We start from the raw sequence: 17,622 nt of genomic DNA on the forward strand, positions 1-17,622 counted from the left end.
GGTTTCTTCTGGTGGTGCCTATATAATTAGCATTTACGGCATATATAAGTCGCATCTGGCAAATTAGTTCGGTTTCATAATTGTTTCTTTAACGTCGCGTTCATTTCGTCAAGATTAAATATTTTTAATATCCCTGCGTAAGCTGCTCTTAAACCTAGGCTTTCTCCGCCTTCCGGGCGGCCAGGGCGGTCAGAATCGTTCCACCCGTAGGTATCGATATGAACCCAGCGCACATCAGTTTTGACAAAATTCTCTAAGAAAAGCGCCGCCGTAATCGCCCCGGCCATCGGTTTGGATGAAATATTGTTCAGATCTGCCACCGGACTGCGCAGCCATTTGCGGTAGCCCGGCCATAGCGGCAGGCGCCATAGCGGGTCGCCGCAGGCACGCCCTTCCCCCTCCAGCGCAAGGGCTGCTTCATCGCTGTTGCTGAACAGCGCGGGCATGTCGGGACCCAGCGCCACGCGGGCCGCCCCGGTCAGGGTCGCGGCATCGATCAGCAGGGCGGGATCATGCTCGCACGCGGCATGCAGCAGGTCGCACAGCACCAGCCTGCCCTCGGCATCGGTATTGCCCACTTCCACCGTCAGCCCCGCGCGCGTGCGCACCACGTCGGACGGGCGCATGGCGCGGCCCGACACGCTGTTCTCCACGCAGCCCAGCCGCAGTTCCAGCCGCACCGGCAGGTCGCGCAGCACCACCAGCCGCGCCAGCGCGAGCATGATGGCCGCGCCCCCCATGTCCTTTTTCATCCGCAGCATGGATGAAGGCGGCTTGAGGTCGTAGCCGCCGGTATCAAAACACACGCCCTTGCCCACCAGCGACACAAGCGGCGCATCCTCGGGCGCGGTGCTGCCGCTCCAGCGCGCCACCACCACGCACGGCGCGCGCTCCGAGCCCATGCCCACATGGAACACGGTGGGGAAATCCTGCTCCAGCCGCGCGCCACGAATGACCGACACATCGGCGCCCAGCGGCTCAAGCGCCACCTGCGCCGCCCGCGCCAGATCATCAGGGCCCATCAGGTTGGGCGGCGTGTTGATGAGCGAGCGCGCAAGGTTGATGCACTGCGCCACCGGGCCTGCCGCCAGACCCGCCGCGTCAACCACGAGCCGCGCCCGTGGCGGTTTCGGGGCACCATCGCGCCCGAAAGCGGGCATGCGATACGCGCCAAGACAGAAGCCAAGGGCCATGTCGGAGGCGGAAACATCTGTGGGTGCGCTGATGCGCCACAGCCCGCTCGGCAGCGAGTCGGGCAGGATGCCGAACACGAAGGGATCGGCTCCATCCGCCGCTTCCGGCACGCCAAGCACGGCGGTGGTGATGTTGCCATCCGCATCGGGCAGGCCCTGCACCTGCCCGTAACGGGCGACAAAACCGGCCTGGAGCGCAAAACGCGCCGCCTTCTCGCCCACCAGCGCCTCAAGCCCCCCCAGGGCCGAGGGGCGAACGGCGTGCACCACGCCTACGGGTTCATGGCCCACATCGTGCGCGGCGACCAGGCAGTCGGGTTGTTGCGGCTTGTTCATGGCATTCCTCGGTTGCGTCATCCGTTATTGGCGCCAAGGGTGCGTCCGCCATCGCGCCAACGCAACACCCTCAGCCATGCACCGGGGCATACCCACGTGGTTTTGCTTGCATTTCCGTCCACTTGGCCGGAGCATACCGGCATGACGGGTGTACCCTCGGGGCTTTGTGGCCCCCATCGCGCAGCGGCCGGGCATCGCTCCGGCCCCCATTCCGACCAGGTGGTCCGGGCTGTGCTCGGCCCGACCAATACCGGAAAGACGCATCTCGCCATCGAGCGGCTGCTCTCGCATTCCAGCGGGGTGATCGGCTTCCCGCTGCGCCTGCTGGCCCGTGAGAACTACGACCGCATGGTGGCCCGCAAGGGCGCGCACGCCGTGGCGCTGATAACGGGGGAGGAAAAGATCATCCCCCCGAAGGCACGCTGGTTTTCCTGCACGGTCGAGGCCATGCCGCTCGATCGGCGGGTGGAATTCGTGGCGGTGGATGAAATCCAGCTCTGCGCCGACCCTGACCGCGGCCACATCTTTACCGACCGCCTGCTGCATGCGCGTGGCACGGCGGAGACGATGTTCCTCGGCGCGGACACCATCCGCAACCTGATCCGCCGCCTTGTGCCGGGCATCGAGATCGAGCACCGGCCCCGCCTGTCGCAACTGACCCATGCAGGCGCGTGCAAGCTGACACGCCTGCCGCCGCGCTCGGCCATTGTCGCGTTCTCGGCAGGCGAGGTTTACGCCATTGCCGAACTGCTGCGCCGCAGGCGGGGGGGCTGCGCCATCGTGATGGGCCAGCTTTCGCCACGCACGCGCAACGCGCAGGTGGCGTTGTATCAGGAAAAGGAAGTCGATTACCTCGTCGCGACCGATGCCATCGGCATGGGGCTGAACATGGATGTGAACCATGTGGCCTTTGCCAGCCTGTCGAAATTCGACGGCTCGCGCATCCGCCCGCTCACGGCAGGCGAGATCGCGCAGGTGGCGGGGCGTGCCGGGCGCGGCCTGCGCGATGGCACGTTTGGCACCACCGGCACCTGCCCCGCCCTGCATGAGGAACTGGCCGAGGCCGTGGAGCAGCACCGCTTCGACCCGCTCACCCGCCTGTCATGGCGCAACAGCGCGCTTGATTTTTCCTCGCCCGCCAGCCTGCTTGGCAGCCTCAACCAGGCCTCGCCCCGGCTGGAACTGATCGCGGGGCATGAAGCGAGCGACGTGCTGGCCCTTTCCGCCCTTTCGGCCAACTCCGACATCCGCCCGCTGGTCCATTCCCGCGCCGCCACCCGGCTATTGTGGGAGAGCTGCCAGATCCCGGACTTTCGCAAGTTGGGCGATGACAGCCACATCCGCCTGTGCGGGCGCATCTTCACCCATCTCATCAGCGATGGCCGCATCCCGGCCACATGGATGGAGAACCAGATCACCCATTTCTTCCAGACCGATGGCACCATCGATACGCTGATGCAGCGCCTGGCGGGAATTCGCGTATGCAGCTACATCGCCGCCCGCCCCGGCTGGATCGCCAATGCCGAACACTGGCAGGCCCGCACGCGTGAGGCGGAGGACCGGCTGTCCGACGTACTGCACGAGCAGTTGACCGCCCGCTTTGTCGACCGCCGCGCCACCACACTGATCCGCAGGCTTGACGAAGGCGGGCACGACAACCTGCTCTCTGCCGTGACCGCGCAGGGCAATGTGGTGGTGGAAGGCCATGAAGTTGGCCGGATTGCGGGCCTGGACCTGATTGCGGGCGATCATACCGATGCCGAGGATGGCCGCCTGCTCATGCGGGCCGCCCGGCGTGCCGTGCGCAGCGAAATTCCCCGCCGCGTGGCGCTGCTGGTGCAGGATGACGACCAGCAGTTCGCTTTCTCGGCCGATGGCACGCATATCATGTGGCAGGGCATGAACCTCGCCCGCCTGCTGCCGGGCGCCGATGTGCTCTCGCCCCGCCCGCTGGTGCTGGACAACCCGCTGCTCGACAACGCGCAGCGCGAGCGAATCCGCAACCGGCTCCAGACCTGGCTCGGGCAGGTCGTGCGCGAGCATCTTGCCCCGCTTTTTGCCGTGCAGGCCGCCGTCGCCACCACGCCGGAACTGCGCGGCATCATTCACCGCCTGCTGGAAGGGGCAGGCATCGCCCCGCTGCACCGGGGCGAGCGCCTTGCACCCGAGATGCTGGGCCGCCTGCGCAGGCTGGGGGTGCGCGTGGGCCATTACACCCTGTTCATGCCCGCCATCCTCAAGGAGCGCCCGCTGCAACTGCGGGGCTGGCTTGTGGCCATCAGCCTGAACATGCCCTGCCCCACCCTGCCCGCCATGAGCCGCATCACCCTGCCGCCCGATGCCCTGCCCCCGGCCTTCATGGACCGCATGGGCTGGCTTGCGGCGGGCCCTGTGCGCATACGGCTCGATATTGCGGAAAAATTCATTCGCGAACTGGCCCGCCTGACCCGCCGCGCGCCCGTGCCGCTGCCACCACAACTGGCATCACGGCTGGGCGTGCGCCGTGAAATGCTACCCGCCGTGCTGAAGGGGCTGAACATGCGCGTGTACCACCCCCGCCCCATGCCGGCCGACCGCTACGGGCCGCCTGCCCCGGTCATGATCCGCTTCCATGCGGAGGGCGAAAATACCCGGACCGAAAAAACCCGCCCGGCACAGCACCGCCAGGCCAGCAGGCGTGCAGCCACCCGTCGGCCCGCGCGGTCCGACAGCCCCTTCGCCGCGCTTGCAACCCTTCTGGATCGGCCCTGAACGTATGAAACAGGCCCCTGCCCTCCAGCCCCAGAGCCAGCGCGTGGATGTGTGGCTGTTCCATGCCCGCTTCGGCCGCAGCCGCAGCGCCTGCGCGCAGATCGCCACCAGCGGGCATGTGCGCATCAACCGCCAGCGCGTGACCAAGGCGCATGCACTGGTGCGCGCGGGTGATGTACTGACCCTGCCCGCCCCGGACCGCAAGGCCGTGATCGTCATTCGCGTGCTAGGCCAGGCCGAGCGCCGCCAGGCTGCGCCACTTGCACAACTTCTGTATGAAATTGTTCCAGAAACTGCCTGAATATTGTGGCGATACGGACAATACAGGCACCGATTATGCATTAGCCGCCGTCTTGGGCTTGCCACGACCGGAAAACACTCTCATATCTTCCGCCATTCCCGATGAGGTCATGCCCCCTGTGGCGCCTCGTCCCTTTCCATGGCTGGGCCTACTGCCACAGGCCACACAAATAACGATCGGAGATAGGCGATGACCTATGTGGTCACCGAAAACTGCATTCGCTGCAAATTCACAGATTGTGTCGAAGTCTGTCCGGTTGACTGCTTCTACGCGGGTGAGAACTTTCTCGTAATCAATCCGGATGAATGCATCGACTGCGGCGTATGCGAACCGGAATGCCCGGCTGAGGCCATCTTCCCCGATAGCGACGACCGCGCCACCCCCTGGGCGGAACTCAACGCCAAATACGCCGCCGTCTGGCCCAACATCACCCGCAAGATCGATGCCCCGGCCGATGCCGAGGAATGGAAAGACAAGCCCGGCAAGAAAGACCTGCTTTCCCCCGAGCCGCAGAAGGGCTGATCCCGCCTTTCCTGCCCGGAGACAATAAAAAAGACCGGCACGGTTTCCCGTGCCGGTCTTTTTTTTATGCCGTCTGGCCCCGGGGGTGGTTGCCCACCCCCAAAGCCCAGCATGAAGCCGCGTATCAGCGCGACATCATGTTGATGGACGTGTCATGCATGATGAACATCGTGCCGGCCACAAGGACCAGAACCGACAACACCGTGAATGTAAACGCCATGACGTTCCAGCGCTGCTCGGACGAACCGTTCATGTGCAGGAAGTAGATCAGGTGAACCACGATCTGGACCACCGCCAGCAGGGCGATCGCCCCACCGGTGGCGGACGGTGACATCGCATGCGACATCACCAGACCGAAGGCTGCTACCGTCAGGATAACGGCAAGTACGAACCCGGTAAGGTAAGATCCTACGCTACCATGGCCCTCTCCCGAGGATGAAATATGATCAGCCATCAGAGCACACCCATCAGATAGACAAAGGTGAAGACACAGATCCAGACAATGTCCAGGAAGTGCCAGAACAGGCTGAGGCAGGTCAGCTTGCCGATCATGCGCTCGTTCAGCTCAGTCTTGCCAGCCGTCTGGAACAGCAGGACCGCCATCCACAGCAGACCGCAGGTGACATGCAGACCATGCGTGCCAACCAGCGTGAAGAAGGCGGACAGGAACGCGCTGCGATCCGGGCCATTGCCTTCGGCAATCATGTGCGAGAACTCGCGGATTTCCATGAACAGGAAGCCCAGCCCCAGCAGGAAGGTCACCCCGAGCCAGGTCCGCATGGTGCTGACCTTGTTCTCGTGGGCGGCGATCATGCCAAAACCGTAGGTGATGGAGCTGAACAGCAGGATAGCCGTTTCAATGCCAACACCCGAAAGTTCGAACACTTCGTGGCCGGTCGGACCGCCGGCAAACTGGTCACGCAACACCGCGAACACTGCGAACAGCGTACCGAAGATGATGCAGTCCGTCATCAGATACAGCCAGAACCCGAACACCACGGGAGATTCGTGGTGTTCATCATGGGCATGGGCTGCATCAGCAGTCATGTTTTGCGCCATTATTCCGCTGCCTGTGCTGCCATAAGGTTATGGGTGTGCTCCTGCTCGATACGAGCCACCTCGGACACCGGCACGTAGTAATCGACGTCATTGTCAGCCGAACGTGCGATCACCGTAGCGATGACACCGATCAGACCAACAGCCGCCAGCCACCAGATGTACCAGATAGCACCGAAGCCAAGCACGAAGCTGAAGGCACCGATCAGGAAACCGCATGCCGTGTTCTTGGGCATGTGGATGGGCTGATAGTCACCACCCGCGCGACGCGTATCGATACCCGCTTCCTTGTCGTGGGCAAAAGCGTCGAGCTCGTGCACTTCCGGCAGGATGGCGAAGTTATAGAACGGCGGCGGCGAAGAGGTGGACCATTCCAGCGTACGAGCGTTCCACGGATCGCCCGTCAGGTCACGGTTCTCGGCCAGGTTACGGTCGCGGATCGAGACATAGAGCTGGGTCAGCTGGCACACGATACCGCATGCAATCAGCACGGCACCGGCTTCAGCAATCAGCAGCCAGGGGTGCCATTCCGGGTTGTCGTAGTGGTTCATACGACGGGTCATGCCCTCGAAACCAACGACATACAGCGGCATGAACGCCACATAGAAGCCAATGAACCAGCACCAGAACGCCCGCTTGCCCCATGCTTCGTTCAGCTTGAAGCCGAAAGACTTGGGGAACCAGAAGTTCATGGCCGCCACGTAGCCGAAATACACACCACCGATAATCACGTTATGGAAGTGGGCGATAACGAACAGCGAGTTATGCAGCACGAAGTCGGAAGCCGGGATGGCGAGCATCACGCCGGTCATGCCACCGATGGAGAAGGTGATCATGAAGCCGATCACCCAGTACATGGTCGCATGGAACTCGATGCGGCCCTTATACATGGTGAACAGCCAGTTGAAGATTTTCACGCCAGTCGGAACGGCGATGATCATCGTCATGATGCCGAAGAACGCATTCACGTTCGGGCCAGCACCCATGGTGAAGAAGTGGTGAACCCACACGACCAGCGACAGGACCATGATGGAAGCGGTCGCGTAGACCATGGTCTTGTAGCCGAACAGCGGCTTGCGGGAGAAGGTCTGCGTGATTTCGGAGAAGGCACCGAAGGCAGGCAGAACCAGGATGTACACTTCCGGATGGCCCCAGCCCCAGATCACGCTCAGATAGAGCATCTGGTTGCCGCCGCCGTCGTTGGTGAAGAAGTGCATGCCCAGGTAACGGTCCAGACCAAGCAGGCCCATGGCCACGGTCAGGATCGGGAAGGCAACCATGATCAGCACGGTGGTGCAGAAGATGGTCCAGGTGAACACCGGCATACGCATGTAGGTCATGCCCGGCGCACGCATCTTCACGATGGTCGCGAAGAAGTTCACACCCGTCAGCAGCGTGCCCACACCGGACAGCTGAACCGCCCAGATATAGTAGTCAACACCGACACCGGGGCTGAACTGCTGCTCGGACAGGGGCGGGTAAGCCAGCCAGCCGCACTGCGAGAACTCACCGATGAACAGCGAGACGTTGACCAGCAGGAAGCTGATGGTCGTCATCCAGAAGCTCAGCGTGTTCACGAACGGGAAGGCCACGTCGCGCGCACCGATCTGCAGCGGCACCACGATGTTCATCAGACCCTGCATGAACGCCATGGCCATGAAGAAGATCATGATCGTGCCGTGAGCGGAGAAGATCTGGTCATAGTGATGCGGCGGCAGGTAGCCGGGGTTACCGGCATAGGCCAGCGCGAGCTGGGAGCGCATCATGATCGCGTCCGCAAAACCACGGAACAGCGCCACGAGGGCCACAACGATATACATGACACCAATGCGCTTGTGGTCGACCGAGGTCAGCCATTCACGCCACAGGTAGCCCCATTTACCGTAATAGGTGATGAGACCGACAACGGCGAGACCCGCGATAGCGGCACCGATGAACGTCCCAACAAGGATCGGCACATCATAAGGGATGGCCGACAAAGTTAATTTGCCAAACATCTGTCCTATTCCTTCATGTTCATGTCGGACATCGCGGACTGCTGCACGTGCAGCATCTTGCCGGTGCTCTTGTCCATGACCATGCCGTCATTGTACTTGGCAACAATGGCATCGAAGAGACCCGCATCGACATGCGAGAAGTACTCAACCGGGTTGGCCTCGCTCGGCGCGGCCAGCTTCGGATAGCTTGCGCTGTCCAGCTGCTCGGAAGAAGCCTTCACCTTCTCGACCCAGGCGCTGTACTGGTCCGCCGGCATTGCCAGCGCACGGAAGCGCATGTCGGAGAAGCCCTTGCCGCTGAAGTTGGACGACTCACCCTGGAAGTCACCCGCCTCGTTGGCGATCAGGTGCAGCTGTGTCTGCATCCCGGCCATGGCATAGATCATCGTACCGAGCTGCGGAATGAAGAACGAGTTCATCACGGAGTCAGAGGTGATCCGGAAATCGACCGGCGTATTCACCGGCATGGCCATCTGGTTGACGGTAGCGATCCCTTCATCCGGATAGATAAAGAGCCACTTCCAGTCCAGTGCCACAACATCGACATGAATTGGCTTGACGTTGGCTTCAGCCTCAAGCGGCTTGTACGGGTCAAGCGAATGACATGTCTGATAGGTCAGCACCGCCAGGAACAGAATGATCAGGCTGGGGATTGCCCAGATGATCACTTCGATCTTGTTGGAATGCGACCATTTCGGCAGGTATTCCGCCGAAGTATTGGACTGACGGTACTGCCATGCGAACAGCAGCGTCAGGATACATACCGGTATGACAACCAGCAGCATCGCGTAGGTCGAGGTCAGGATCAGGCTTTTTTCCTGAGCACCGACAACGCCCTTGGGATCAAGTGTATCCCAGGTACAGCCTGCTAACAGCGCTGCTGAAGATAGGCTCATCAGCTTTGTTAATCTCGGCAAGATTTTTTTCTTCATCTCACGCCTCGTTGGTTTCGACATCACCCTGTTTTGCTCACATCCTCGCTTCATCCACGGGCTTAGACAACAGCGGCCACGTTATACGCATGGCGGGAAAAAAGCATTCTGCTTTCCCGGCATCCAGCGACATCGCGCCTGAGTCGACTTCCGAAAACGACAATCGCCTCTTTCGGTTTGCATCCGTCATGAGTTAGTTGCCGGCCAGCTGGCCATGACCTTGATCAATACGGCCCGCCAGACCTTACGTAAATATTACTCTCAGGGCAGATCGGACCATGAATCGCGATGCCGTCCTGTGTGCTGAAGCGCATGTCCTGTGCCGCATACCCTTTCATATGGTTTTTCTATTCAAGGGTTATCCGACCTGAACGGCCTCATAGGCAAGCCTTCACATAATATTTCAATAGATTTCATTGCTTAAAATTTATCTTACAAAATCGTTGTTTTACAGCGACTTAATCGGGTGTCATTAACCTCACACTCTCGTCATCATATAATTTCCATATATGAATAAGTCTTATCTTTTTTAACAGAAAGGCCTTTCCAGCCCCCCATTCACGCAAAAAGGGCCGCCACAACCGTGGCAGCCCTTCTCATGCAGGCAAACAGGACTGAAACAGTCCTTGAAAGCAGGAATCCTGCCGATCAGTCGTTGCTGCTGTTTCGCACGCCCATGAACTGCAGCAGGAACTGGAACAGGTTGATGAAGTTCAGATAAAGGTTCAGCGCATCATAGACAGACCGCTTCGCGGCCTGGTCCGGCCCTTCATAGGCCGCAAGCTGCTGGTAGTTGGCCTTGATGTTCTGCGTATCGAACATGGTCAGCCCGACGAACAGCAGCACGCCCGCAGCGCTGTAGACAAAATACAGGGCCGGGCTGTGCAGGAACATGTTCACCACGCCCGCGATGATCAGGCCGAACAGCCCCATCATGAAGAACGAGCCAAAACGGCTGAGATCGGTACGAGTCGTGTAGCCCCAGATGGACATGGTGCAGAACGTCGCTGCGGTAACGAAGAAGACGCGCGTGACCGAAACCCCCGTGAACACCATGAAGATGTTGGACAGGCTCGCCCCCATCACCCCGCAGAACAGCCAGAACAGGGTCTGCACCGCCTGGGTAGAGAGTCGGTTGACCCCGAACGACATGACCAGGACAAAGCCGAGCGGCGCAATCATGGCCAGCATGCCAAGCCCGGTCGGCTTGATCGTGTTCAGGGCAGGCACGTACTGGAAGAACAGCGACTGCAGTTGGGTGTTGGCGATCAGATAGGCGACCAGTCCGGTCAGGACCAGCCCGGATGCCATCCAGTTATAGACTCGCAGCATATAGGCGCGCAGGCCCATATCGACGGAGCCCATGGCACTCTCAGCGGTGGGGCGGATGAAACTCCGCGAATCAGGGCCAAAAGCCATTTGTTGTTTCCTTCCTCCACGTCCGTAACTGACGTGCGTCTGCCAGCATGTGGGCTCATGCTAGACGAGGTTCAAGAACATCAGCGTGAAGAACACATTACAATGCGGCAACACGCTCCGTATTTCGTGGCACTATATATACTGTACAAGGCATGCGGCATGTGCCGTTTTTCCTTTCCATCAAAAAAGGTGCCGGATGCGTCTGTTCATTGGCCTTGAACTCCCCCTTCCGCTCACGCGCGCCCTTGCTGGCCTGCGGGGCAACCTGCCGGACGTGACGTGGTCTCCACCGGAGTCCTATCACCTCACACTGCATTATCTGGGCGAGGTGACGCACGGCCATGCGCTTGAAGACATCCACCACGCCCTGAACGCCATAACGGCCACGCCCCCCACACTCAGCCTGACCGCGCCGGGCCTGTTTGAAGCCGAAACCCACCACGGACTGGATGCGCTGTGGGTCGGCTGCGCGGCCGATGCCGCCCTGATGCACCTGCAAAAGCGCATCCGCACCAGCATGAACCGGCTACTGCCCGGCGCGGCCCGATCCGCGCGCCGCTTCGTGCCGCACGTAACGATGGGCCATATGCAGCACCCCGACCCGTTACGGCGCCAGGCCTGGCTGGCTTCAATGCCGCCGATGCCGGATGGCGAGCCGGTAGGGCATTTCACGCTTTTCCAGTCGCTGCGCCATGCGGACGGGCCGTTTTATGAAGCGCTGGAGCATTATCCGCTACGCGGCTGATTCTCTGGCCTGATCCGTTACGCGTACGGCGTGAAGCAGATGCTCGTTTCACCAAAAATTTATGCCATTCATGAATAATAAAAATATATTTCTCATCATTTATTGTGAAGCACCTGTCGCGCGGTCTCAGGCGGGTCTTCTCATTCTTGCTGCAATATCAACATATTTTAAAAAAAACTCGGCCAGAGCGAGCTATCTGTTTCATTGCTTATCAGACAACATATTCACGTTTTCGTGAGCCTGAACACTAAAATGTCAGGAGACGGGCGTGCTAGCCTCGGTATGTTCGGATGAAACGGACTACCTGCTTTTTCTCCCTGCCCGAAGCCGGTTTCCTGTCTGGTCGGAAAATGAGCGCTCCCCGCGCTTTTTGCCGGTTACATTCAGAAAGCCTGCCCGGACGGAAAGTTGCAGCGGCGGCGTCCTGAATTCGAAACCGTTAGTTTTCTGAGGACATCACATATGATTTCTGCCGTTTTCGGAAAAAGACGTTCTCTGAGCAGAACGCTTACAGCCGGAACGATATGTGCGGCTCTCATCTCGGGCTATGCCACCATGGCATCCGCAGATGACGGGCAGGGCGCCACGGGTGAAGCAATCATCCATGCGGATGACCATCCCGGCGACTGGATGACCTATGGCCGCACCTATTCTGAACAGCGCTACAGCCCGCTGGACCAGATCAATCGTTCCAACGTTGGCAACCTGAAGCTGGCCTGGTATCTCGACCTTGATACCAACCGTGGCCAGGAAGGCACGCCGCTGGTTGTTGATGGCACCATGTATGCCACCACCAACTGGAGCATGATGAAGGCCATCGATGCCGCCACCGGCAAGCTGCGCTGGTCCTATGACCCGCGCGTGCCCGGCAACATCGCCGACAAGGGCTGCTGCGACACGGTCAACCGTGGCGCCGCCTACTGGAACGGCAAGGTCTATTTCGGCACCTTCGACGGCCGCCTGATCGCGCTTGACGCCAAGACCGGCAAGCTGGTCTGGAGCGTGAACACCATCCCGCCCGAGGCGGAGCTGGGCAAGCAGCGTTCCTACACGGTTGATGGCGCACCGCGTATCGCCAAGGGCCGCGTCATCATCGGTAACGGTGGCTCCGAGTTCGGCGCGCGTGGCTTTGTCTCCGCGTTCGATGCCGAGACCGGCAAGCTGGACTGGCGCTTCTTCACGGTTCCGAACCCCAAGAACGAGCCGGACCATGCTGCCTCCGACAGCGTGCTGATGAACAAGGCCTACCAGACCTGGAGCCCGACCGGCGCCTGGACCCGCCAGGGTGGCGGCGGCACGGTGTGGGATTCCATCGTGTATGACCCCGTGTCCGACCTGGTCTACCTGGGCGTGGGCAACGGCTCGCCGTGGAACTACAAGTACCGCTCGGAAGGCAAGGGCGACAACCTGTTCCTGGGCAGCATCGTGGCGCTGAAGCCGGAAACGGGCGAATACGTCTGGCATTTCCAGGAAACGCCGATGGACCAGTGGGACTTCACCTCGGTCCAGCAGATCATGACGGTTGACCTGCCGATCAACGGTGAAACCCGCCACGTGATCGTTCATGCGCCGAAGAACGGCTTCTTCTACATCATCGATGCGAAGACCGGCGAGTTCATCTCGGGCAAGAACTATGTCTATGTGAACTGGGCCAGTGGCCTCGACCCCAAGACCGGCCGCCCGATCTACAACCCCGATGCGCTCTACACGCTTACGGGCAAGGACTGGTACGGCATTCCGGGTGACCTTGGCGGCCATAACTTCGCGGCCATGGCGTACAGCCCCAAGACCGGGCTGGTCTACATCCCCGCGCAGCAGGTTCCGTTCCTGTACACCAACCAGGTCGGTGGCTTCACGCCGCATCCCGACAGCTGGAACCTTGGTCTGGACATGAACAAGGTCGGCATCCCCGACTCCCCCGAAGCCAAGCAGGCCTTCGTGAAGGACCTGAAGGGCTGGATCGTGGCCTGGGATCCGAAGACGCAGGCTGAAGCCTGGCGCGTGGACCACAAGGGCCCGTGGAACGGTGGCATCCTGGCAACGGGCGGCGACCTGCTCTTCCAGGGTCTGGCCAACGGCGAATTCCATGCCTATGACGCGACGAACGGTTCCGACCTGTTCCACTTCGCGGCAGATAGCGGCATCATCGCCCCGCCGGTCACCTACCTTGGCAACGACAAGAAGCAGTATGTCGCGGTTGAAGTGGGCTGGGGCGGCATCTATCCGTTCTTCCTTGGTGGCCTTGCGCGCACCAGCGGCTGGACCGTCAACCACTCGCGCATCATCGCCTTCTCGCTCGAGGGCAAGTCGGCCCCGCTGCCCAAGCAGAATGATCAGGGCTTCCTGCCCGTCAAGCCGCCGGCACAGTTCGACAGCAAGCGCACCGATAACGGCTACTTCCAGTTCCAGACCTATTGCGCCGCCTGCCATGGCGACAATGCCGAAGGTGCTGGCGTGCTGCCTGACCTGCGCTGGTCCGGGTCCATCCGTCACGAGGATGCGTTCTATAATGTTGTCGGCCGCGGCGCCCTTACCGCCTACGGTATGGATCGCTTCGACAGCAGCATGAACCCCACCGAGATCGAGGATATCCGCCAGTTCCTGATCAAGCGTGCGAACGAGACCTATCAGAGGGAAGTTGATGCCCGGAAGAACGCTGCCGGTATTCCCGAGCAGCAGCCATAATCTCCCGGTTTTGACAATTTTTCGCATCAACGCGACGCATGATGGTGAACATAATGATCAACAGGCTTAAGGTGACATTCAGCGCGGCAGCGTTTAGTCTGCTGGCAGGGACGGCATTGGCACAGACGCCAGATGCCGACCCCGCGCTGGTCCAGAAAGGGGCGTATGTCGCACGACTGGGTGACTGCGTAGCATGTCACACCGCCCTCCATGGGCAGTCGTATGCAGGCGGGCTTGAAATCAAGAGCCCGATCGGCACGATCTATTCCACAAACATTACACCGGACCCCACCTACGGTATCGGTCGCTACACCTTCGCCGAATTCGACGAAGCGGTGCGCCACGGTATCCGCAAGGATGGTTCCACGCTGTATCCGGCCATGCCGTATCCTTCCTTCTCGCGTATGACGAAGGAAGACATGCAGGCGCTGTATGCATACTTCATGCATGGGGTTAAGCCGGTCGCGCAGCCTGACAAGCAGCCGGACATTTCCTGGCCGATGTCGATGCGCTGGCCGCTGGGCATCTGGCGCATGATGTTCTCGCCCTCGCCCAAGGAATTCACCCCCGCCCCCGGCACCGATGCCGATGTGGCCCGTGGTGACTACCTGGTGACGGGTCCGGGCCATTGCGGTGCGTGCCATACACCGCGCGGCTTCGCCATGCAGGAAAAGGCGCTCGACGCTTCGGGTGGGCCTGACTTCCTGTCCGGTGGCGCACCGATCGACAACTGGGTTGCTCCCAGCCTGCGTAATGACCCGGTCGTGGGTCTGGGCCGCTGGTCGGAAGATGACATCTACACCTTCCTCAAGTCCGGCCGCATCGACCACTCCGCCGTGTTCGGTGGCATGGGCGACGTGGTGGCATGGAGCACCCAGTACTTCACCGATGACGACCTGCACGCCATCGCGAAGTATCTGAAGAGCCTGCCGCCGGTGCCGCCTTCACAGGGCAACTACACATACGATCCGTCCACCGCGACGGCCCTGAACTCTGGCAACACCGCCAGCATGCCGGGTGCTGATACGTATGTGAAGGAATGCGCCATCTGTCACCGTAACGACGGTGGTGGCGTGGCCCGCATGTTCCCGCCGCTGGCTGGCAACCCGGTTGTCGTGACCGAGAACCCGACCTCGCTGGTGAACGTGATCGCTCATGGTGGCGTGCTGCCGCCGAGCAACTGGGCACCGTCCGCAGTGGCCATGCCGGGTTACAGCAGCTCGCTGTCCGCCCAGCAGATCGCCGATGTGGTCAACTTCATCCGCACCAGCTGGGGCAACAAGGCGCCGGGCACCGTTACGGCAGCCGACGTGACCAAGCTGCGTGACACCGGGGCTCCGGTTTCCAGCTCCGGCTGGAACAGCATGAGCAGCGGCTGGTCGGTGTTCCTGCCGCAGCCTTACGGCTCGGGCTGGACGTTTGCACCGCAGACGCACACCGGTCAGGACGCCGCGCAGTAATACGCGGCAGGGGTGGCCTCTTCTCGCGGGCCACCCTCACCCTGATACGCATTACGGAAAACCGCCATGGGCTTATGTCCATGGCGGTTTTCTTATGTACGGCAATGCCTCACACTGGCCTTTCACCTTGAGGGAGAGTTCGCATGCAGCGCATCGTTGTCCTGACCGGGGCGGGCATCAGCCAGGAATCGGGTCTCCAGACCTTTCGCGGGCCGGATGGGTTATGGAACCATGAACGGATCGAGGATATCTGCACGCCCCAGGGCTTCGCGCGTGACCCGTTGCGGGTGGACCGGTTCTATAACGGCCTGCGCGCCCAGCTCCCCACCGTGCACCCCAATACTGCGCACGCGGCGCTTGCCGCCTTGGAAGAGGCCGGACGTGCGGGCGACTGGCCTGGCCACCTCACCATCATCACGCAGAATATCGATGACCTGCATGAACGCGCGGGCAGCCGGAATGTCATTCACATGCATGGCGAACTGCTGCGCCTGCGCTGCACCCACTGCCACGCCACTCCCGCCTGGCACACCGACTGCTACCCCGATACGCCCTGCCCCGATTGCGGCGCCGCAGCGCTTCGGCCCGATATCGTCTGGTTTGGGGAAATGCCCTACCATATGGAAGCCATAGCCCGGCAGCTTGAGGCCTGCGACCTGTTCGTGGCCATTGGCACCTCCGGCGTGGTCTACCCGGCAGCAGGATTTGTGGATAGCGTGGCTGACCATGCCGATACGATGCTGTTCAACCTTGAAGCCCCAGCGGGCCGCAGCGCCTTTGACCAGACCATTCTCGGGCCAGCCACCCGCACGGTTCCGGCATGGACAAGCGACGTGATGAAAGCGTAAGGGCAAGCCCCATGGCCGAAACCCTTGAAGACCTGCTGCGCGCCATTCGCGCCTGCCAGACCTGCGCGGCGCATCTGCCGCTTGGCCCCCGCCCGGTGCTGCATGTCTCGCGCACGGCGCGGCTGCTTATTGCCAGCCAGGCACCGGGCACGCGCGTGCATGAAACCGGGCAGTCCTTCAATGATGCCTCGGGCGACCGGCTGCGGGGCTGGATGGGGGTGGATCGCGCCACGTTCTATGATTCCAGCCGCATTGCGCTGGTGCCCATGGGCCTGTGCTATCCCGGCCGCCTGCCCAAGGGCGGTGACTGCCCGCCCCGGCCGGAATGCGCGCCGCAGTGGCGCGAGCGCATCATGGCGCAGATGCCTGAACTTGAACTGACGCTGGTGGTGGGCAGCTACGCCCAGCTTCATATTCTGGGCAAGGGAAAGGTGAGTGAGCGCTGCCTCGACTTCCGCCACTACCTGCCGCGCTACTTCCCCCTGCCCCACCCGTCATGGCGCACGGGGGCGTGGGAGCGGCGGACGCCACAATTCGGCGCGGATGTGCTGCCTGCGTTACGTGCCTGCGTGCATGCCGTGCTTGAGGGACGGCCCGTGCCTGAAATTGCCCCGTCGGCGGAATGGGAAGCTTTCAGCCCGCCATCGTGATGACGGCATGCGCGGTTGACAGCACCACGCCCTGCACGCCCGTAATCAGGATCTGCACGCCAATCGAGAGCAGGATCAGCGCGGCGAGCCGCGAGACAATGCGGGTGCCGGTCGTGCCCAGCAGGTACAGCAACTGCTCGGCATAGGCATAGGCCGCCCAGACGATGGCCGCCACCAGCACCGCCGCAATCGACAGCACGCCATAGAATACGATGTGGTTGCCAGCAGGCGGCCCCTCCGAGCCGAGGGCAATGGCCACCGCAATCGTGCCGGGGCCGACGGTAAAGGGCATGGTCAGCGGAAAGAATGCCTGCCCCATCAGGTTGGCCGCCTGCGTGCTGCCACTGGCCTGGGCCTGCTTGCGGGCTTCCTCCGTCTCGGGGGCCTGAAGCAGCGACCATGCCCGCACCGCCACCACCAGCCCGCCTGCAATGCGCAGGGCATCGATGGTGATGCCAAAAAACGACAGCACCAGCCCCCCGATCCAGATCGAGGCCAGCATCAGCATGGCGGAATAGAACGCCACCTGCCCGGCCAGCGCCACGCAGGTGCGCCGGTCATGCCCCGCCGTCACCTGGGCAAAGATCAGCGCCGCCCCCAGTGGATTAACAATGGAGAACAGCGCCGGAAACGCCATCAGGAACGCACCCGACAGGCTGGGCAGGCCCACCACGGTAGAAAAATGCGTAAGCAGTCCGGCATGGGCGGTCATGAGCGGCTTCCTTTA

The 17,622-nt window shown here is 61.5% G+C and carries 15 protein-coding genes; 8 read left to right on the top strand and 7 right to left on the bottom strand.

What is annotated here, in order from left to right:
• Nucleotides 1-74: 74 nt before the first annotated feature.
• Entirely contained in the window at nucleotides 75-1,529 is a 1,455-nt protein-coding gene (locus tag R5N89_RS10225) for a M17 family metallopeptidase (RefSeq protein ID WP_110566536.1), read from the bottom strand.
• 141 nt (nucleotides 1,530-1,670) lie between these two features.
• Here R5N89_RS10225 and R5N89_RS10230 point away from each other — a divergent pair, with 141 nt between their 5' ends.
• The 3 genes from R5N89_RS10230 to fdxA all read left to right on the top strand — a co-directional run bounded on the left by R5N89_RS10230 (nucleotide 1,671) and on the right by fdxA (nucleotide 5,103).
• Nucleotides 1,671-4,280, top strand: coding sequence for a helicase-related protein (locus R5N89_RS10230; protein WP_110566538.1), 2,610 nt, complete (start codon nucleotides 1,671-1,673; stop codon nucleotides 4,278-4,280).
• Nucleotides 4,281-4,284: 4 nt separating this feature from the next.
• Nucleotides 4,285-4,581, top strand: a complete 297-nt coding sequence (locus R5N89_RS10235) for an RNA-binding S4 domain-containing protein (protein ID WP_110566540.1) — start codon at nucleotides 4,285-4,287, stop codon at nucleotides 4,579-4,581.
• Between the two features lie 189 nt (nucleotides 4,582-4,770).
• The gene (gene fdxA, locus R5N89_RS10240) at nucleotides 4,771-5,103 is read left to right on the top strand and encodes a ferredoxin FdxA (protein WP_110566542.1); all 333 of its coding nucleotides are present in this window, start codon (nucleotides 4,771-4,773) and stop codon (nucleotides 5,101-5,103) included.
• A 124-nt stretch (nucleotides 5,104-5,227) separates the two neighbouring features.
• On the opposite strand, the gene cyoD is transcribed toward fdxA, so the two are convergent.
• The 5 genes from cyoD to R5N89_RS10265 all read right to left on the bottom strand — a co-directional run bounded on the left by cyoD (nucleotide 5,228) and on the right by R5N89_RS10265 (nucleotide 10,507).
• Nucleotides 5,228-5,557 (bottom strand): cytochrome o ubiquinol oxidase subunit IV, encoded by a 330-nt coding sequence (cyoD, locus tag R5N89_RS10245; RefSeq protein WP_078526758.1) that lies wholly within the window; start codon nucleotides 5,555-5,557, stop codon nucleotides 5,228-5,230.
• Nucleotides 5,557-6,162 (bottom strand): cytochrome o ubiquinol oxidase subunit III, encoded by a 606-nt coding sequence (gene cyoC, locus R5N89_RS10250; protein WP_061272539.1) that lies wholly within the window; start codon nucleotides 6,160-6,162, stop codon nucleotides 5,557-5,559. Before cyoC ends, cyoD begins: the two co-directional genes overlap by 1 nt.
• Complete coding sequence (cyoB, locus tag R5N89_RS10255) at nucleotides 6,162-8,156, bottom strand: cytochrome o ubiquinol oxidase subunit I (protein ID WP_110566544.1); 1,995 nt, start codon at nucleotides 8,154-8,156, stop codon at nucleotides 6,162-6,164. Before cyoB ends, cyoC begins: the two co-directional genes overlap by 1 nt.
• A gap of 5 nt (nucleotides 8,157-8,161) precedes the next feature.
• Nucleotides 8,162-9,088 carry a ubiquinol oxidase subunit II gene (cyoA, locus tag R5N89_RS10260; RefSeq protein ID WP_165165683.1) on the bottom strand — a complete coding sequence of 309 codons (927 nt, stop codon included), beginning with the start codon at nucleotides 9,086-9,088 and terminating at the stop codon, nucleotides 8,162-8,164.
• 648 nt (nucleotides 9,089-9,736) lie between these two features.
• Nucleotides 9,737-10,507, bottom strand: a complete 771-nt coding sequence (locus tag R5N89_RS10265; RefSeq protein WP_167400803.1) for a Bax inhibitor-1/YccA family protein — start codon at nucleotides 10,505-10,507, stop codon at nucleotides 9,737-9,739.
• A 196-nt stretch (nucleotides 10,508-10,703) separates the two neighbouring features.
• Between R5N89_RS10265 and thpR the strand changes: the two genes are divergently transcribed.
• From thpR to R5N89_RS10290, 5 genes are all read left to right on the top strand, one after another.
• Nucleotides 10,704-11,252: an RNA 2',3'-cyclic phosphodiesterase gene (gene thpR / locus R5N89_RS10270; protein WP_110566546.1), complete on the top strand. Its 549-nt coding sequence runs from the start codon at nucleotides 10,704-10,706 to the stop codon at nucleotides 11,250-11,252.
• A 462-nt stretch (nucleotides 11,253-11,714) separates the two neighbouring features.
• Complete coding sequence (locus tag R5N89_RS10275; RefSeq protein ID WP_110566548.1) at nucleotides 11,715-13,937, top strand: PQQ-dependent dehydrogenase, methanol/ethanol family; 2,223 nt, start codon at nucleotides 11,715-11,717, stop codon at nucleotides 13,935-13,937.
• Between the two features lie 53 nt (nucleotides 13,938-13,990).
• On the top strand, nucleotides 13,991-15,397 hold the full coding sequence (locus R5N89_RS10280; RefSeq protein WP_373320375.1) for a cytochrome c: 1,407 nt from the start codon (nucleotides 13,991-13,993) through the stop codon (nucleotides 15,395-15,397).
• A gap of 143 nt (nucleotides 15,398-15,540) precedes the next feature.
• Nucleotides 15,541-16,245, top strand: a complete 705-nt coding sequence (locus tag R5N89_RS10285; RefSeq protein ID WP_110566552.1) for an NAD-dependent deacylase — start codon at nucleotides 15,541-15,543, stop codon at nucleotides 16,243-16,245.
• 11 nt (nucleotides 16,246-16,256) lie between these two features.
• Nucleotides 16,257-16,895 carry a uracil-DNA glycosylase family protein gene (locus tag R5N89_RS10290; RefSeq protein WP_110566554.1) on the top strand — a complete coding sequence of 213 codons (639 nt, stop codon included), beginning with the start codon at nucleotides 16,257-16,259 and terminating at the stop codon, nucleotides 16,893-16,895.
• Here R5N89_RS10290 and R5N89_RS10295 read toward each other — a convergent pair.
• Nucleotides 16,879-17,607: a MarC family protein gene (locus R5N89_RS10295; protein ID WP_110566556.1), complete on the bottom strand. Its 729-nt coding sequence runs from the start codon at nucleotides 17,605-17,607 to the stop codon at nucleotides 16,879-16,881. The genes R5N89_RS10290 and R5N89_RS10295 overlap by 17 nt on opposite strands.
• Between the last annotated feature and the right edge of the window lie 15 nt (nucleotides 17,608-17,622).

Origin of the sequence: Komagataeibacter sucrofermentans DSM 15973 (genome assembly GCF_040581405.1) — a bacterium.
Lineage (GTDB): Bacteria > Pseudomonadota > Alphaproteobacteria > Acetobacterales > Acetobacteraceae > Komagataeibacter > Komagataeibacter sucrofermentans.

What these genes read in the sequence shown, in the direction of transcription:
- R5N89_RS10225 (WP_110566536.1), bottom strand. Translation starts at nt 1,529, where the DNA reads ATGAACAAGCCGCAACAACCCGACTGCCTGGTCGCCGCGCACGATGTG.
- fdxA (WP_110566542.1), top strand. Translation starts at nt 4,771, where the DNA reads ATGACCTATGTGGTCACCGAAAACTGCATTCGCTGCAAATTCACAGAT.
- R5N89_RS10275 (WP_110566548.1), top strand. Translation starts at nt 11,715, where the DNA reads ATGATTTCTGCCGTTTTCGGAAAAAGACGTTCTCTGAGCAGAACGCTT.
- R5N89_RS10280 (WP_373320375.1), top strand. Translation starts at nt 13,991, where the DNA reads ATGATCAACAGGCTTAAGGTGACATTCAGCGCGGCAGCGTTTAGTCTG.
- cyoC (WP_061272539.1), bottom strand. Translation starts at nt 6,162, where the DNA reads ATGGCGCAAAACATGACTGCTGATGCAGCCCATGCCCATGATGAACAC.
- thpR (WP_110566546.1), top strand. Translation starts at nt 10,704, where the DNA reads ATGCGTCTGTTCATTGGCCTTGAACTCCCCCTTCCGCTCACGCGCGCC.
- R5N89_RS10290 (WP_110566554.1), top strand. Translation starts at nt 16,257, where the DNA reads ATGGCCGAAACCCTTGAAGACCTGCTGCGCGCCATTCGCGCCTGCCAG.
- R5N89_RS10235 (WP_110566540.1), top strand. Translation starts at nt 4,285, where the DNA reads ATGAAACAGGCCCCTGCCCTCCAGCCCCAGAGCCAGCGCGTGGATGTG.
- R5N89_RS10265 (WP_167400803.1), bottom strand. Translation starts at nt 10,507, where the DNA reads ATGGCTTTTGGCCCTGATTCGCGGAGTTTCATCCGCCCCACCGCTGAG.
- R5N89_RS10285 (WP_110566552.1), top strand. Translation starts at nt 15,541, where the DNA reads ATGCAGCGCATCGTTGTCCTGACCGGGGCGGGCATCAGCCAGGAATCG.
- R5N89_RS10295 (WP_110566556.1), bottom strand. Translation starts at nt 17,607, where the DNA reads ATGACCGCCCATGCCGGACTGCTTACGCATTTTTCTACCGTGGTGGGC.
- cyoA (WP_165165683.1), bottom strand. Translation starts at nt 9,088, where the DNA reads ATGAAGAAAAAAATCTTGCCGAGATTAACAAAGCTGATGAGCCTATCT.
- cyoD (WP_078526758.1), bottom strand. Translation starts at nt 5,557, where the DNA reads ATGGCTGATCATATTTCATCCTCGGGAGAGGGCCATGGTAGCGTAGGA.
- cyoB (WP_110566544.1), bottom strand. Translation starts at nt 8,156, where the DNA reads ATGTTTGGCAAATTAACTTTGTCGGCCATCCCTTATGATGTGCCGATC.
- R5N89_RS10230 (WP_110566538.1), top strand. Translation starts at nt 1,671, where the DNA reads ATGACGGGTGTACCCTCGGGGCTTTGTGGCCCCCATCGCGCAGCGGCC.